Raw genomic sequence first — 15,992 nt, 5'->3', positions numbered from 1 at the left:
CGTGTTCCGCATATTTTCTGACCCACGCTTGCAGGCTTTCGAAACGCGATGCCACATGTACTCATTGTCGATGACGACGCAGGTACCCGCGAGGCACTTTCCGCCGTCATCGGGGAAGACGGGCTGACCACCGCCACCGCGGGCGATCTGCGCGAAGCGCGTATTCAACTGATCCGGCAGATGCCGGACGTCGTTTTCACCGACCTGAAGCTGCCCGACGGCAGCGGGGTCGATCTGTTCGAAGATCTCGATCCGCGCTCCGGCGTCGAAGTGATCGTGATCACTGGCCACGCGACGGTCGAGTCGGCGGTCAGCGCACTGAAAATGGGCGCGGCCGACTACCTCGTGAAGCCGATCAACATGCAGCGCGTGAAGTCGATCCTGTCGCGCCTGCCGCGCGCCGGCGACCTGAAGGCGGAAATCGGCACGCTGCGCGGCGAGTTGCGCCGCATGGGCCGCTTCGGTCTGATGCTCGGCAATTCGCCGGCGATGCAGGAGGTCTACGACCAGATCAGCCGCGTCGCGCCGACGGCGGCCTCGGTGATGCTCGTCGGCGAATCGGGCACCGGCAAGGAAGTTGCCGCGCAGACGCTGCACGAGCTGAGCCTGCGCCGCAAGCACGCGTTCCTCGCGGTCAACTGCGGCGCGATTTCGCCGAATCTGATCGAATCGGAAATGTTCGGCCACGAGCGCGGTTCGTTCACCGGCGCGGACCGGCAGCACAAGGGCTATTTCGAGCGCGCGAACGGCGGCACGCTGTTCCTCGACGAAATCACCGAGATGCCGATCGAGCTGCAGGTAAAGCTGCTGCGCGTGCTCGAGACCGGCATGTTCATGCGCGTCGGCACGACCAAGGAAATCGAAACCGACGTGCGTCTGATCGCGGCCACCAATCGCGATCCCGAACAGGCGGTACTCGAAGGCAAGCTGCGGCTCGATCTGTACCACCGGCTGAACGTGTTTCCGATCAGCCTGCCGCCGCTGCGCGATCGCGGCAAGGACGTCGAGCTGCTCGCGCAATCGTTCCTCGATGAGCTCAACGAGCGTCACGGCACGAAGAAGCATTTCCCTGTCGCGGTGAAGGACATGCTGCTGTCGTATCCGTGGCCGGGCAATGTGCGCGAGCTGAAGAACTACGTGCAGCGCGCGCACATCATGTCGAGCGGGGATTCGGATAGCACGGCGACGGTGCCGTTGCAAATCACGCTGTCGAAGCCCGCGGCCGGCACCGCGATCACGATCCCGTTCGGCACCTCGCTCGCGGAAGCCGACCGTCAGCTGATCCTTGCGACGCTCGAGCAATGCGGCGGCGTCAAGACGCGCGCCGCGGAAATTCTCGGCATCAGCCTGAAGACGCTGTACAACCGGCTCGTCGAGTACGGCAACGATGCGCGCGACGACGGCGATCCCACCGACGAATCACGCGCACTCGGCGGCGCGGACGCCTGATCCGCGCCTCGTTCGCACGTCATCCGGGTTCCCCCAGTACCCGCCCGCCCGGGCTTCCGGGCGGGCGCCCGAACGGCACAAGCCTTGCTGCGCTCCGGTAGAACGCAAAACGAGGTCACCGACATGCCGCACCTGCCGCCGCACCTGTCGCATTACGCTGCCGTTTCCGCGCCGTCCAGGCCGTTGCACGCTCATCGGCCCGAACCGGTCGAGCCGCCCACTGCACCTCCCATCGCGCCGCCGGACCCGGCCGAACCCGACACGATCCCCGGCCCGACACCCGATCCGATCGAACCCGTCGAACCGGTCACGCCGCCGATCGGCGATCCGCCGCCGCAGCCAACGCAAACGCCTCAGGCCGCCGACCGTCCGTCGCGACCCGCGGCAATGTTGATACGACCGTCGATTGTCGGCGCCCTGTCGCGCACTCGATGGAACCACATCCCGCACTGCAAGGCGTCATGCCCTGGGTCGGTGCAGAGCATTGCTGTACTTGTTACAAAGCCGGCGCATGTTTTACCGGCAATTTACGGTTTCGCCCCCTAGACTGTAGGGATGCCCGACAAGCGGCAGGCTTCCCCCGGAGGCACGATCATGAGACATCCCGCATTGCGACGTTCCGCGCGGCACCCCAAGCGCGGGCCACGGCCGGCCGAGGTCGAGACTGAGCCGGTGGTGTCGCCGGACCCGGCCGCGCAGAATCGGATCGCCCCGCATACGCCGCCGGACGGCGAGCACAACCAGGGCGGGGTGCGTCAGGAAGGCCTCGAATACCAGCGCGATCTGGGCTCGGAGCAGGATGCCTGAGGCAGCGTAGCACCCGGGCGGGGGCATCCCGGCGACCCGGGATACCGGTAAGAAAGACCTCTGGATTCGTCGGATCTAACAGAAAAATCTTCTTCGCAATCCGTGATGATTGCGGGGATTCGCTCGTTTGTCACATTTTCATACAACTTTATTTCTGATATCTCATATATCGGCACGATGATTGCATGCACCGTTTTAGCGCAATTCCGCATACAACGAAACAATGGAGCACTAATGAGCAGATTGATCGTGGTATCGAATCGTGTCGCACCGATTCAGGAAGCGCGTCCGGCAGCGGGCGGGCTCGCGATCGGCGTGCTGGACGCACTGAAGGAGACCGGCGGCGTCTGGTTCGGCTGGAGCGGCGAAACGGTCAGCGAGCCATCCGCGCCCGTGATCGAGAAGCAGGGCAACGTCACCTACGCGACTGTGGGCCTCACCAAGCGCGATTACGACGAGTACTACCGCGGTTTTTCGAACACCACGTTGTGGCCGACCTTCCACTATCGCAACGACCTGTCCCGCTACGACCGCGAGGACTACGCGGGCTACCAGCGCGTCAACGCGACGCTCGCCAAGCAGCTCAAGGAACTGCTCAAGCCCAGCGACATCATCTGGGTGCACGACTACCATCTGCTGCCGTTCGCGCGCTGCCTGCGTGAGCTCGGCGTGAAGAACCCGATCGGCTTCTTCCTGCACATTCCGTTTCCGGTGCCCGAAGTGTTGCGCACGATTCCGCCGCATGAAGAACTCGTCAAGGCGATGTGCAGCTACGACGTGATCGGCTTTCAGACCGAGGCGGATCGCCAGTCGTTCGTCGACTATATCGAGCGCGGTCACCATGGCACGTCGAGCGAAGACGGCATGGTGCACGCGTACAACCGCTTCCTGAAGGTCGGCGCGTACCCGATCGGCATCTATCCCGACGCGATCGCGAAGACCGCCGAGCAGTTCACCGACCGCAAGGCGGTGCGCAGCCTGCGCGACGGCATGCGCGGGCGCAAGCTGATCATGAGCGTCGACCGGCTCGATTATTCGAAGGGGCTGGTCGAGCGCTTCCAGGCATTCGAGCGGCTGTTGCAGAACGCGCCCGGTTGGCACGGCCGCGTGTCGCTCGTGCAGATCGCGCCGCCGACCCGCGCCGACGTGCAGACCTATCAGCGCATCCGGCAAACGCTCGAAGGCGAGGCGGGCCGCATCAACGGCCGGTTCGCGCAGCTCGACTGGACGCCGATCCAGTATCTGAACCGCAAGTACGAGCGCAATCTGCTGATGGCGCTCTTCCGCCAGTCGCAGGTCGGCTATGTGACGCCGCTGCGCGACGGCATGAACCTGGTGGCCAAGGAGTACGTCGCGTCGCAGGATCCGGCCGATCCGGGCGTGCTCGTGCTGTCGCAATTCGCGGGCGCGGCCGAGCAGCTGCCGGGCGCGCTGGTCGTCAATCCGTTCGATCTGTCGCAGATGGCCGAAGCGCTCGAGCGCGCATTAGCGATGCCGCTCGCCGAACGTCAGGCGCGTCATGCGGACATGATGGAGCCGATGCGCGAGAGCAACCTGTCGGTGTGGCGCGATACGTTGCTCGATGATCTGCGCCACGTCGCGACCGCGTCTTCGGTGACGGCCAAAGCGGTAAAGCTCGCTGACGTGACGGCATCGCCCTGAGCCGACAGGCGCGGCCCGCGCGGGCGGGCGGCGCGTGTGTGCCGCTCACGTCGTGCATGGAGTGACAGGGAAGATCAAAGCAAAAAGGCGTGCATCGCCTCGTGCGATGCGCGCCTTTTATCGTGCATGTCTTGCGCGCGTAACGGCCACAGCCCTCAGGCCGGCTGCGCCACCTTCTGCACGACCCGCATCGTGCTGACGACCGCCGCGACCGCCGAGAACCCCGCGGCCACATACAGCGCGATGATCGTCCCGCTCTGCGGCGCGACGCCGAAGATCAGCGCGACCAGCGCCGCGCCGAGCGTTTGCCCGGTCAGGCGCGCGGTGCCGAGCATGCCGCTCGCGCCGCCGCTGCGTTCGCGCGGCGCGGACGACAGCATCGTGCGATTGTTCGGCGACTGGAAGATGCCGAAGCCCGCGCCGCACAGCGCCATGCGCCACGAAATCTGCAGCGCGTCCGGGTGAGGCCCGAGCGTCGCGAGCAGCAGCAGGCCGACCGTCATCGCGGCGAGCCCGACGCCGCCGAGCCAGCCGGCCGATATCCTGTCCGACAGCACGCCGGCAATGGGCGCCGCGATGATGATGATCGCGGGCCACGGCGTCATCAAAAGACCCGTTTCGACCTGCGACATGCCGAGCGTTTCCTGCAGCAGGAACGGCAGCGACACGAACGCGAGCATCTGCGCGCAGAACGAGCAGACCGACGTGCCGATCGACAGCGCGAACACCGGAATACGCAGCAGGTCGATCGGCAGCAGCGGGGCGGGCCGCGTCAGCTGGCGACGCACGAAGAAGTAGCCGATGACCAGCGCTCCGAGCGCCTCGAGCGCTACGTAGCCGAAACGCTCGCCGTGGCCGAGGCCATCGACCGCGAAAATCAGCAGGCCGAACACGAACGCATTCATCACCGCGCTCAGATAGTCATACGGGGATTCGTGGCCGGGGTTCATCGGCAGCGCCTTGAAGCCGCCGACGATCGCCGCGATCCCGATCGGCACGTTGATCGCGAACAGCCACGGCCAGCTCGCGATCGCGAGCACGCCCGAGGCGACCGTCGGCCCGACCGCCGACGACACCGCCACCACCATCGCGTTGATCGAGACGCCGCGCCCGAGCTGGGCGGGCGGATAGATCATGCGCACGATCGCGGTGTTCACGCTCATGATGCCGGCCGCGCCGAAGCCCTGGACCACTCGCGCGAACGCGAGCGTCGCCAGCGAGTTCGACAGCGCGCAACCGAACGACGCGACCGTGAACAGGATCAGGCCCGACAGATAAATGCGCCGGTAGCCGATGCGGTCGCCGAGCGACGCGAGCGGCAGCAGCGAGATCGTGATCGCGAGCTGATACGCGTTGACGACCCAGATCGACGCGGCGGCACTCGCATTGAGGTTGCGCGCGATCGTCGGCAGCGCGACGTTGGCGATCGCGCTGTCGAGCACCGCGAGCGTCAGCGAGAGCGCGATGACGAGCATCGCCCAGTAGCGTTGTGGAACCGGTAGGCCCAGTTCCTTGCCTTCGAAGCGGGAAGTGGAGGACGTCGAGCCGTCCGTGCGCGGGGAGGGTGCGTGCATCGATTGTTTGATTTGTCGGAGATGTTGGCGCGCCTGTGCGCGGCTCACGCGCTGGCCGCTGCGGGCGTATCGGTCGGCGCGGCGCCGGCGTTACCGGGCGCCGGCGCCGCGCGTGCGTTATTTGAGTTCGTAAAGGCCCGTGTGGGTCGTCGAATCGATTTCGTTCAGGTGCGTCATGAAGCGCGCGACCGCGTTGGTGGTTTCCGCGCTGACCGGCAGATGCGGCACTTTCAGCGCATGCAGCCGGAAGATATAGCGATGCGTGCGATCGCCGCGCGGCGGCGCGGCGCCGCCGAAGCCGACCGTCCCATAGTCGTTGCGCACCTGCATCGCGCCCTGCGGCAGCAGCGAGCCGTCGGCCTTGCCGGCGTTGCGCGGCAGCGAGCGCGCGTCGGCCGGAATGTTTACGACGACCCAATGCCAGAAGCCGCTGCCGGTCGGCGCGTCGGGATCGTGAACGGTGAGCGCGAAGCTTTGCGTGTCCACGGGCGGCGCTTCCCATTGCAGCGACGGCGAGATGTTTTCGCCGTCGCCGCCGAACGCCTTGTCGTTGTACTCGTGGGCTCTTGGCATGAAGCCGTTGGTGGGAAAATCGTCGGACCAGAGACGGAAGTCAGCCATGATGTGCCTCCCTTGTTGATTGGTTCTGGGATCGTCGGAGTTCGCGATGTCGCGGCGGGCGAGGCGCATCTCGCGGCATGCCGAAGCGCGTGAGGACGTGCCGCGAAAGCGCCTGGAAGCACCCGGAAAACGCCGCCGAAGCGTGCCTCGAAGGCATCTCGAAAGCGCGCCGGGTGAGCCTTTCGAGTGTAGCACCAGCGGCCGCGAGACTCGCGCGAGCCGGGCAGGTCGCGCGCGGTTTTCAGCCGCGTTCCTCGAACTCCGGCGCGTCGCTTCCGATCCACGCGACGAGCCGCTCGATCACGCCCGCGATATCGCGATTCGCGCCCCGCAATGCGCATTCCCACACGACCGCGACGCGCCAGCCGCTCGCGAGCAGCGCGGCGCGCACCTTGTCGTCGTTGCTGCGATTGCGGCCGATCTTGTCGCGCCAGAAGTCGGGCCGCGTCTGGGGCCATTTGAACAGATGACAGTCGTGGCCATGCCAGAAGCAGCCATGCACGAGCACCACCGCGCGATAGCGCGGCAGCACGATGTCGGGGCGGCCGGGCAGATCGCGCGCGTCGAGCCGGAAGCGCAGGCCCCGCCGATGCAGCAGGCTGCGGATCAGGATCTCCGGCTTGGTGTTGCGGCCGCGAATGCCGGACATCATCCGGCTGCGCGTCGCGCTATCGACGATATCGACCATCGTCAGCGGGCCAATGGGTCGCGCGGCCGCTCACGCGTGGAGCGGCAGGGAGTGTTTCGACGCATCGCGGGTCGGGTGGGCAAGCAGGGTTTGCACATGCGGCAGCATGATACGCGCCACTTCGCGCATTACCGGCATCACGACGCTATTGCCGAACTGCCGGTAGGCCTGCGTATCGCTGACCGGAATCCTGAAGGTGTCGGGAAAGCCCATCAGTCGCGCGCATTCGCGCGGCGTCAGGCGGCGCGGGCGCAGCGCCTCGCCCTGATAGACGAGAATTTCGGAGCCGTCCTTGTGATAGCGCGCCGACAGCGTGCGCGTCACGCTGTCCGGATAGGCCATGCCGAAACCGAAGCCGTTGCCCGCCGCACGATGCTTGGCCGCGTAGTTTTGCAGATACGCCCACAGCTTCGGGGTGAGCGTGTACTTCGGCTGCACGCGGCGCGCGGTGTGGTCGAAGAAGCGGTCGTGGTCCCACGGCAGCATCGGTTCCGTGCCGTCCGTGCGATGCAGGATTGCGCCGAGCCGCGGACCCTGTTCGGGCAGGCGCAGGTCGTCCCATGTGAACCCGGTCTTGCCGCGAAAGCCCACCACGATGATGCGCTCGCGATGCTGAGGCGTGAAATGCTGGCCATCGATCACGCGGTAGTGCACCTCATAGCCGAGCTCGTCGCGCAGCGTTTGCAGGATCACGTCGAAGGTGCGGCCCTTGTCGTGCGACAGCAGGTTCTTTACGTTTTCGAGCAGGAACGCGGCGGGGCGCTTCGCGGCGATGATGCGCGCGACGTCGAAAAACAGCGTGCCCTGGGTCGTGCATTCGAAGCCGTGCGGCCGGCCAAGCGCGTTTTTCTTGCTGACGCCGGCGATCGAAAACGGCTGGCACGGAAAGCCGCCGAGCAGCACGTCGTGGCTCGGCACGTCCTCGGCGGGAAACGTGACGATGTCGCCGATCAGCGCGTGCGCGCCGCCGCTCGCGGAGTTGTCGCCGTGGTTCTCGCGATAAGTCCGCGTCGAGAACTCGTTCCACTCGCTGGTGAACACGCATTCGCCGCCGTGCGCCTCGAAGCCCATGCGAATGCCGCCGATACCCGCGAACAGATCGATGAAGTGGAAGCGCGCCGCGTCGCCCGCGTGTTGCGCCTCACGCGCGCCTTGTCGCAGCAGATCGCGCAACGCGGGTTCCAGCATCGCGGGACAAGCCGTTTCACCTTTTTCCCAGCGACGCACCGTCTTGATGTCCTTGCCGACATGGGCTGCGATTTCGCGTTGGGTGAAACGGGCGCGCGCCTGCTTGAGCAGGTCGAACGGGGCGGCGAGGGTCACGTGGCGTCCTTGCAGGGAATTTTTGCGGACATTATGACCTAAGGTCGTCCCTTTTCCCTATTGTCGGCGCCGATTGATCAGGAATTTTTCGCGATACGTCACGCCGCTGCGTTTGTCTGCGGCGAAACATGCCTGTGACGAATGCGGATAGACGCTTGTCCCGTGACGCTGGTTTCCGGCGTTGCGACGTGTGTTGGCGACCGCGACCTCGTGCCCGGCCGCTTTTTTTTCTGCGCGAAAGACGAGCCGCGTGCCGGCTTGGCGCCACGCATGCGGGTGCAGCGGGTGGGGTGGATGCGGTCAGGCCGACTTCACCTTCTTCACCGGGCCAGCCGGCTCGAATCGCGAGGTCGGTGCGGGCGCGAAGCGTTCCCATTCGGGCAGCGGCGTCGAGGCCAGCCGATCGAGTTGCAGCAGCAGGCTATCGACTTTATCCAATTGGGCGGTAGAAAGCTGGCCGCTGTCGACCAGCGCGGTCAGTCGTTTGCGCCAATAGGCGGCTGGCAGGATCGGACCGCCGAAATCGCCGCGCAGCGATACGTGCATCACCCGCGCGATGTGCGCTATGTCGTGATCGATCAACGCAGCTTGCGATGATCCCGAAATCGTAGTCTCCGTGCGGTCCATGACTCCTCCCTGAGCGCATTTACGGCGGTGCGCGGCGAGACTTTAGGCCTTTTGATAAAAAATTTGCCCGATCGCGCGTCGGCGTTCGCCGGTGCCGCGGCCCGGCGCGCGCAGCAGCTCCCGGGAACAGCCGTTGCTGCTTCCCACACACCGGCGCAATACCGCGCCGGCATTTCCGTCGACTACGCATATGGGAGCCGAGCATGAACAAGGATCAAGTGAAGGGCGTTGGCGAGCAGGTCAAGGGCAAGGTCAACGAGGCCGTCGGCAAGGCCACGAAGGACCCTGCGAAGGAACTCAAGGGCGACCTGCAGCAGGGCGCCGGCAAGGTGCAGAAGGCCTATGGCGATGCGAAGGAAGACGCCAGGGACGATGCAAAGCGCGGTCGTCACTGAACCCGTTCGATGCAGGTTGCCGTAACGGCGGAGGCGTCGCGATCGTCGCGGCGCCTTTGCTTTTTGTACGGCGCAGGTCGGACACGACGCGTCCGATTTCACCAGCTGGGTCACGGCTGACGTTGGCGCGGCGGCCGGCCTGGGAGTAACCCGTGATCGCGATGATCGGCATTCCGCACGCGCTGCGAGCCCTTTAGACTTGGCGCAATCCCATCAGGAGGTCGCGCCAATGACACCCGAAAAGATACTTTCGATGTTTGAACGGCAGTATTTGGAAGGCAACGCGCCGCCCGATCTCGAAGCGACCTGCGCGAACTTCGCGACGTGGCTCGCGGCCGCGTGGGAACTGCTCGACGGCACCGAAAAGACGCTGCTGCTGACGGTCGGTGCGGCGCTGTGGCGCGAGGGCTTCAACGTGCGCGCGGGTACGGCGACGAAGGACTTGTGGTGAACCGCCGATCGCGAACGGCGCTGTTGCCGCAGCGTTTGTAGGGTCTTCACACGGCCTCGAACGCGTTGTGGCGAGTCGGTTTATATTGGGCGGTCTTGCAATTTCTGTCCCATAGGGCGACCGAACCCATGACCGATTTATCCGCTTTCGCGATCACGAAGAAATGGCCGGCCGAGCATCCGGACCGGATTCAGCTCTATTCGCTGCCGACGCCCAATGGCGTAAAAATCTCGATCATGCTCGAGGAAACCGGCTTGCCGTACGAGCCACATCTGGTGCGCTTCGATACCAACGATCAGATGACGCCGGCGTTTCTGTCGTTGAACCCGAACAACAAGATTCCGGCGATCCTCGATCCGAACGGTCCCGACGGCAAACCGCTGCCGCTGTTCGAATCGGGCGCGATCCTGATCTATCTCGCCGACAAAAGCGGCCGGCTGATCCCGCGGGACGCCGCCGGGCGCTACGAGACGATCCAGTGGGTGATGTTCCAGATGGGCGGCATCGGTCCGATGTTCGGCCAGGTCGGCTTCTTCCACAAATTCGCCGGCAGGGAGTACGAGGACAAGCGTCCGCGCGATCGCTACATCGCCGAATCGAAGCGGCTGCTCGGCGTGCTGGAGCAGCGCCTGGAAGGACGCACGTGGGTGATGGGCGATCAGTATTCGATCGCCGATATCGCGATCTTCCCGTGGGTGCGCAATCTGGTCGGCTTCTATGAGGCGGGAGAACTGGTCGGCATTCAGGACTTCCCGAACGTGCGGCGCGTGCTGGCCGCGTTCGTCGAGCGTCCGGCGGTGGTGCGCGGCCTGAATATTCCGCAACGGCCGGCTTGATGGCCTGAGCGTTTCGCGAGCTTGACCGCTCGGCCGCCCGGGCGCGAATCGAACGCGCCCGGCCACTCGGCATCGCGACGCTCTGCGCTGCCATGCCCCCCTTACGCACTTTGCCGGATCGAAGGGCATGACAGGTATCAGGAAGTATCGATCAATTCAGGCGTTGCGCGCGCTCGCCGCGCTGGGCGTCGTCGCGTTTCATACCGACGGCATCGTCGCCGCGCATGGCTGGCTCGTCCATGTTTTTCCGCGCGTGTCGCGCTATGGCGAAATCGGCGTCGACGTCTTCTTCGTGATCTCCGGCTTCGTGATGGTGCTGGTGACTCAGGGTTTGCCCCCGGGAATCCAGTCGGCGCGCTCGTTCATTTGCGCCCGCATCGCGCGGGTCGTGCCGCTCTACTGGATTCTCACCGCGTTGTTTATCGCGCTCGTCGCGTTCGTGCCGGGCGTTTCCGAAGCGTTCGGTCATGCGCGCGTGAGCGCCTGGCATGCGCTGTCGTCGTTTCTGTTTCTACCGTCGATGAGCTGGACCGGCATGGCCGCGCCCGTGCTGGGCGTCGGCTGGACGTTGAACTACGAGATGTGGTTTTACGGCGTGTTTGCCGCGGCGATGTGCGTAACGAGACGTCGTCTGCTGGCGGTAGGGGCGTTCCTGCTCCTGACGTCCGCGTTGCATCTGCTGCCCGGCGAGGGCGTCGCGTTCGCCTTTTACACGAATCCGCTGGTGCTGGAGTTCGTGTTCGGGTGTTGCTTCGGAGCCTGGTATGCGACGGGGCGGACGGTGCCGGTGGCCGCGGCGGCGGGATTGCTGGTGGCGGTCGCCGCAGCGGGCGTGTTTGCGCCGAGGTTGACCGATGCGAACCGGTTTCTCGTATTTGGCCTGCCGGCGTTGGCGGTCGTGGTGGCGGGATTGTCGGTCGAGAGCAAGGTGCGGTGGAACAGGTGGCTCGAGCGCATCGGCGATGCGTCGTATTCGCTGTATCTGACGCATCTGCTCGCGATGCCGGTCGTGGTCGGCTTCATGCAGATGATCGATGTGCGACATCGGTTGCCGGGAGATCTGGTTGGCGGGGCGGTTGTGGTCGCGTCGACGGCGGTGGCGCTCGGGTCGTATCGGTGGGTCGAGCGACCGGCAAGTCGGGCCGTGGCCAGCTGGATCGCCGGGTTGTCGTGGGGAAGCGCGGTAGCCGGAGCGAAGCGGTAAGCGTGCTTCGACGGGTTTCCGTGTCCTTGAAATTAATACCGCTGAGCGCGTATAACCTTTGAGGTGAGTAAAGTTCTTACCGGCTTATCGGGCGAGAATCGCGCGACAGCGCTGTGATGCGACTGGACGAAAAGGTGAAGCAATGAGCGCCGTTACATTGTTCGCGTGGTCCGTTCCGGCGTATTTCCAGGATTCCGTGGTCGACCATACATGGGTGACGACCTACGACAGCCGCGTGAAGATTTACCCAGCGCTGGCGGACGTCCTGATCGCGGGCGAGCACTATTGGTACAGCTGGGGCAGCTTCCACGCCCGAGGTGGGACGCCGGTCAGTGCGGATGGTTTTTTGGCTTCCGGCGCGGCAAATCTGCTTTATGCTAGTTGTCTATGTAAGCCCGATGTGGACTCGAACATCGATCCGGCCGCTCGTGGAACGATATTCAGCTATGGTCGCGATGGTGTATGCCATCAGCTGTCAAACCAGATTCTTTGGGCGACCGGCAGCGGTGGAGCGGCTCCAGCTACCGTCCGCATGTCCAGGGGCTACTGGTTGAGCATCGCGATCTTCGGACCATACGGCAAGCAGCATGCTGCATGGGCGAGCAAGAAGATTCAGTGCTCGACACCAAGCGGGAGTGACGCGATGAAGCCAGGACATCAGGAATCCGATGTCGACGATTTTGAGGAGCATCTTCAGGCGACTTTGAAGGGTCCCGACGCGGATGCGAAAATCAAGTCGTTGATGAATCATCGACGCGCATTTATGGTGCGGGTCGAGCGTTTGCAACCTGCCCCGCAGGGCAGCGATGTTCCGTCCGCCTCGGAGCTGAACCAGGCCTATTCGTCTTTTCTCCACGACGCTGCTGACATTCTGGGTCCCGAGGACTTCGAGCGAGTTTTTGGTGAACGCCCAAAGGATCAGATGAACGTCGTCGACCCTTCGATATATGAGCAAAGTGTCCGTCGGCCGATGCAAAAATAATGGAGCCGCTGGACTGGCGCCGTCTCAAACGCGTTTCGCGATCACCGTCGTCGAACTCGCAATGTCGAGATTCTTTTTTGCGCTTAGCTGCTTCACAAACGATCGATCCAGCAACGTCGGCGGTCCTTGCAGAATTTCTTCGACCGTGAGCGCCTTGAATTCCTTCAGCGCATTCTCGTCGAGACCATCGGCCCATTCGCTCATGATCCAGTAAATCGACCAGATGGCCGATGTCGATTCCGGTACGTACACACGTTCGACATTGATCGCAGATCCGAACAGGTTGAGAATCCCCTCGGCTGTCATGTTGTAGTAGTGATGCGGGTAGCCGTGAGTAGGTTGAGTGAGCGGAACCACCACGACCAGATCGCCTCCTGGCTTCAACACGCGAAGAATCTCTTTGGCGGCAGTGAATGGGTCCTTCACATGTTCGAGGACATTCAACGACAGAAGGCCATCGAACGATGCATCTTTGAATGGCAGAACTTCGCCGACACCGCGCACATCGGTGGATGGATAGTTGGTGATGTCGAAATTGATCACGTTTTCGTAGATCGCGGGACGGCTGCCGGCCCCACAATCCAGAATGATTCCCGACGGATGGCGCTCGATCATACCCAGTGCATCCTGATCGTACAGATTGCTTCCGGCCAGTTCCGAGTCGTAAATGTCGAACTGGGAGCGCAGATCGGGCGACAAAAAATCGAAAAATTTTCCGTCGTCACTAAATGGCATATCAGTGCGAAGGACAGACGCTATTCTTTTTCTTCGTTCCTGCCTGGATTGGGCCGCCACCAGTGCATCTTGCCTGCGATGACTTTCGGCGCTTCCGAAAACTTCGAAATGCGATCTTCCCGATCGTAATGCGCCGAGCCTGACAGCCTCAGCGACGTCCGGATTTGCGGCGAGATAGGCCTGCTCACAAAAATTCAACGTGGTAACGCATTCAAGCGCTTGATCCATGTCGGTCCTCGGAAACGTTTCGAAGTCGGCTCGCCGATTATAGCGATCTGAGATTTACGGGAGCGGCCTGATTTTCCGGGGTTGTCGAACGGGTGGTTCGCCTGGAAGGCGGATCGGCAACGAAAAGCACCGGTGGCGGTTGGTCGCCCTGACAGAATTCATACGTCAAGGCTGGCGGTGTTTGCGGGGAGTTTTCGATTTTGTTGTGCCCCCCACCTGTGCCCCTCGAATCGGTCTCCTGAGGAAAAACGTGTGCGATTCCTGTGTGACCTGGATGCGGCGCAATCGATCGCGGGGCGATTGATTTGCTTGTATAGCCCCCTAAAGCGGGGCTGCTTCATATCCGGCGTCACATAAGAGAGTAGTTTTTCGCCGCTTCGCCGCCTCAGTGCTGCTCCGCATTCAGCAGCATCTAGACTCGTCTCCTCCTTGCAGGAATCCTTGCAAGTCCGGTTTTTCGTCCGGCCTTTTCGGCGCTTCGACACGCGCACGGCCGTGCGTGGTGACGCATGGCGGACCGGCGCAGGGACGAGTGTCAACGATTGTGTCGGATCTGTCGCTCCGTTCCCGGCTTTGTGCTACATAGCCTCTTCAAATCGCTTTTGGAGGAGGCACAAGTTGATGGGATTACAGACAGATGGCGATTGACTTCGACGTCGGAACGCATCGGCGCTGCACGCTCTACACGCGACATGAGTATCACGGTAATGCCCTGAGCAACGAGGCGCGCGCCGGCCGCCAGCTCATTACCTCGGCAGGATTGCGGGAACTCACGCGCGACAGACGTCAGCTAGCGCGGCTCTTCGAATTCATGCGCAACGCGCGCAGTGGCGCATACGCGAGTAGCGCTGCTCCAGAGCAGACCGCCCGGGCGCTACAGAGCGCCGTCGAACGTGGCGATGTGATCGCAGTCGTGCCCACGCCGCGTACGTCGCGCGGAGGCGGTGCGCCTATTGAGCAGAAGATCCGGCCGTACCACGCGACCGTCACGCCGTCGCAGCTATTCAGGCGCTCGCTGCCTGTGGTGAGTGCCGGGCGTTCATTCCAGCGTCCAGTACTTCCGCGACTGGCCGCCGACGATGATCTCGCCATCTGGTTCGCCCGCCCCGGTGACGTGCTTCCGGATGGAACCATCGCTACGCCGGTATCAACGCCGCTTGGCGATGCGCAGGCGTTCGACTATCAGCCCGACATGCCGGGTGGTGCAGCAGATGAAGTTGCCGGGATGCCGTTCAAAGGCACGCCGGGGACGTGGATCTCCAGTATGCCGGGGACGATGCCGCAGTTGCGTCAGTTCGGGCCGAATGGCACGCCGCTAGCGGACTTTGACCTTGAAGCGCACCACAACAATCCAAATCCGCACGCGCACAATTGGGACGGCTACATCCGCGACGAGGGCGCGCCGGTCTCCTTACTCCCTTGGTAAATCGATATGACGGATGAAATATTGAAGGCGTGGGGCTATTTCCACGATTGGTATCTGGACAGCGTGGTCATTGGCCCGAATACCGAGCCCCGGACGCTGACGCTAGGCCTGTACCTTGCCAACAGGCGCGCGTTGGTCACGTTCAACGGCGTGACGTGTGTTTCGGTTGAGCATCTTGGCTTGCTGAATATCGTCTACGGCATTCACATCGTTGCCCCGGACGACGCGAAGCACGCGCGGGCCAGTGCTGTGCTCGAAGCTGGAGAGCGACTTACCGACAAGAAAGCCGCACTGCTTGCTTTCATCTATTCCACTCTGGGTGCCGAACTCGCGATTGAGTGTGACTCGCTTGAGGTCCATGAGACCGACGGCGGAACATGTGGCCCTCGGCTCCCGTGATCGCAAAACGAAAGCGCGACCGCCTCGCTGGCGAGCGTGGTTGCTTCGTTCAGAAGTACGCGCGTAAGGCGCACGCCGGGCATGATCGGAACAACCGCCGATACGACAGGGAGATCGAGAAAGCGATGCTGGCGGTACGCGCAGACGAGCTTTCCCAACTGCTGTCCGGCGACGGCAACGAGGACGAACTGCCAGAAGCGCTGAGCGGCACGGTGGAGATTGACGAGTACCGCTAGAGCGGGCACGAATGGATGGACTAGTGGCAATCGAAATCCAGGCGAGAGCCGGCAACCTTTGTGTGGTCTATGCTCGACCGGAATATTGCGGCGACGCCGGGAGTAGTGAGGTACGCGCTGGCCGCAAACGCATCGTCACTGCCAGCCCGACCACTTTGGCGAGGGACGAACCGCAACAGGTGAAGCTCGCTGAATTTCTGCGCGCTGCCTCCGCACCGTCTCACGTTCGCGGCGACTCGTCAGTGCAGATTGGGCCCATGTTCAATACTTTTCTGGGCAACGCCGGGAAGCTATCTGGTCCCTGACAGCTCTCACATTGTCGACGTAATGCGTTACTGAGTAAGGTTAT

17 protein-coding genes and 1 pseudogene are annotated in these 15,992 nt (G+C 63.3%); 12 read left to right on the top strand and 6 right to left on the bottom strand.

All coding sequences use genetic code 11. The features are described 5' to 3' along the window. Nucleotides 1–48 precede the first annotated feature (48 nt). The 4 genes and pseudogenes from OKW38_RS14785 to otsA all read left to right on the top strand — a co-directional run bounded on the left by OKW38_RS14785 (nucleotide 49) and on the right by otsA (nucleotide 3,918). Nucleotides 49–1,449 carry a sigma-54-dependent transcriptional regulator gene (locus OKW38_RS14785; RefSeq protein WP_184045722.1) on the top strand — a complete coding sequence of 467 codons (1,401 nt, stop codon included), beginning with the start codon at nucleotides 49–51 and terminating at the stop codon, nucleotides 1,447–1,449. A 123-nt stretch (nucleotides 1,450–1,572) separates the two neighbouring features. Further along, nucleotides 1,573–1,830: pseudogene (locus OKW38_RS14780) on the top strand (hypothetical protein); the annotation flags it as partial. Nucleotides 1,831–2,043: 213 nt separating this feature from the next. Next, nucleotides 2,044–2,256, top strand: a complete 213-nt coding sequence (locus OKW38_RS14775; RefSeq protein ID WP_090805626.1) for a hypothetical protein — start codon at nucleotides 2,044–2,046, stop codon at nucleotides 2,254–2,256. A gap of 234 nt (nucleotides 2,257–2,490) precedes the next feature. Continuing rightward, on the top strand, nucleotides 2,491–3,918 hold the full coding sequence (gene otsA, locus OKW38_RS14770) for an alpha,alpha-trehalose-phosphate synthase (UDP-forming) (RefSeq protein ID WP_090803575.1): 1,428 nt from the start codon (nucleotides 2,491–2,493) through the stop codon (nucleotides 3,916–3,918). 155 nt (nucleotides 3,919–4,073) lie between these two features. Here the strand turns inward: otsA and OKW38_RS14765 are convergent, their stop codons facing one another. The 5 genes from OKW38_RS14765 to OKW38_RS14745 all read right to left on the bottom strand — a co-directional run bounded on the left by OKW38_RS14765 (nucleotide 4,074) and on the right by OKW38_RS14745 (nucleotide 8,751). Continuing rightward, on the bottom strand, nucleotides 4,074–5,492 hold the full coding sequence (locus OKW38_RS14765) for an MFS transporter (RefSeq protein WP_429362071.1): 1,419 nt from the start codon (nucleotides 5,490–5,492) through the stop codon (nucleotides 4,074–4,076). A gap of 117 nt (nucleotides 5,493–5,609) precedes the next feature. Beyond that, entirely contained in the window at nucleotides 5,610–6,113 is a 504-nt protein-coding gene (locus OKW38_RS14760; protein ID WP_429362069.1) for a YbhB/YbcL family Raf kinase inhibitor-like protein, read from the bottom strand. Nucleotides 6,114–6,354: 241 nt separating this feature from the next. Next, the gene (locus OKW38_RS14755; protein WP_090803578.1) at nucleotides 6,355–6,801 is read right to left on the bottom strand and encodes a very short patch repair endonuclease; all 447 of its coding nucleotides are present in this window, start codon (nucleotides 6,799–6,801) and stop codon (nucleotides 6,355–6,357) included. Between the two features lie 30 nt (nucleotides 6,802–6,831). Further along, the gene (gene dcm / locus OKW38_RS14750; protein ID WP_429362067.1) at nucleotides 6,832–8,124 is read right to left on the bottom strand and encodes a DNA (cytosine-5-)-methyltransferase; all 1,293 of its coding nucleotides are present in this window, start codon (nucleotides 8,122–8,124) and stop codon (nucleotides 6,832–6,834) included. Between the two features lie 300 nt (nucleotides 8,125–8,424). Continuing rightward, on the bottom strand, nucleotides 8,425–8,751 hold the full coding sequence (locus OKW38_RS14745; RefSeq protein WP_429362065.1) for a hypothetical protein: 327 nt from the start codon (nucleotides 8,749–8,751) through the stop codon (nucleotides 8,425–8,427). A 203-nt stretch (nucleotides 8,752–8,954) separates the two neighbouring features. Between OKW38_RS14745 and OKW38_RS14740 the strand changes: the two genes are divergently transcribed. From OKW38_RS14740 to OKW38_RS14720, 5 genes are all read left to right on the top strand, one after another. Further along, entirely contained in the window at nucleotides 8,955–9,146 is a 192-nt protein-coding gene (locus tag OKW38_RS14740) for a CsbD family protein (protein WP_090803583.1), read from the top strand. Nucleotides 9,147–9,375: 229 nt separating this feature from the next. Next, nucleotides 9,376–9,597: a hypothetical protein gene (locus OKW38_RS14735; RefSeq protein WP_429335947.1), complete on the top strand. Its 222-nt coding sequence runs from the start codon at nucleotides 9,376–9,378 to the stop codon at nucleotides 9,595–9,597. 128 nt (nucleotides 9,598–9,725) lie between these two features. Further along, entirely contained in the window at nucleotides 9,726–10,433 is a 708-nt protein-coding gene (locus OKW38_RS14730) for a glutathione binding-like protein (protein ID WP_184021434.1), read from the top strand. Nucleotides 10,434–10,560: 127 nt separating this feature from the next. Further along, a complete protein-coding gene (locus tag OKW38_RS14725) occupies nucleotides 10,561–11,637 on the top strand; it encodes an acyltransferase family protein (protein WP_429362063.1) in 1,077 nt (358 codons plus the stop codon). Between the two features lie 142 nt (nucleotides 11,638–11,779). Next, entirely contained in the window at nucleotides 11,780–12,619 is an 840-nt protein-coding gene (locus OKW38_RS14720) for a hypothetical protein (protein ID WP_429362061.1), read from the top strand. A 24-nt stretch (nucleotides 12,620–12,643) separates the two neighbouring features. On the opposite strand, the gene OKW38_RS14715 is transcribed toward OKW38_RS14720, so the two are convergent. Next, nucleotides 12,644–13,582, bottom strand: coding sequence for a class I SAM-dependent methyltransferase (locus tag OKW38_RS14715; RefSeq protein WP_429335950.1), 939 nt, complete (start codon nucleotides 13,580–13,582; stop codon nucleotides 12,644–12,646). Nucleotides 13,583–14,219: 637 nt separating this feature from the next. Between OKW38_RS14715 and OKW38_RS14710 the strand changes: the two genes are divergently transcribed. From OKW38_RS14710 to OKW38_RS14700, 3 genes are read left to right on the top strand one after another with little or no spacing between them, the layout of a single operon-like run. Then, nucleotides 14,220–15,008 (top strand): hypothetical protein, encoded by a 789-nt coding sequence (locus OKW38_RS14710; RefSeq protein WP_429362059.1) that lies wholly within the window; start codon nucleotides 14,220–14,222, stop codon nucleotides 15,006–15,008. 6 nt (nucleotides 15,009–15,014) lie between these two features. After that, nucleotides 15,015–15,407, top strand: a complete 393-nt coding sequence (locus tag OKW38_RS14705) for a hypothetical protein (RefSeq protein WP_244144823.1) — start codon at nucleotides 15,015–15,017, stop codon at nucleotides 15,405–15,407. After that, nucleotides 15,404–15,643 carry a hypothetical protein gene (locus tag OKW38_RS14700; RefSeq protein WP_090805629.1) on the top strand — a complete coding sequence of 80 codons (240 nt, stop codon included), beginning with the start codon at nucleotides 15,404–15,406 and terminating at the stop codon, nucleotides 15,641–15,643. The genes OKW38_RS14705 and OKW38_RS14700 overlap by 4 nt, the downstream gene beginning before the upstream one ends. The last annotated feature ends 349 nt before the right edge of the window (nucleotides 15,644–15,992 follow it).

The organism is Paraburkholderia sp. MM5496-R1 (assembly GCF_050436205.1).
GTDB classification, from domain to species: domain Bacteria; phylum Pseudomonadota; class Gammaproteobacteria; order Burkholderiales; family Burkholderiaceae; genus Paraburkholderia; species Paraburkholderia tuberum.
This window is presented reverse-complemented; position numbering and strand designations above follow the sequence as displayed.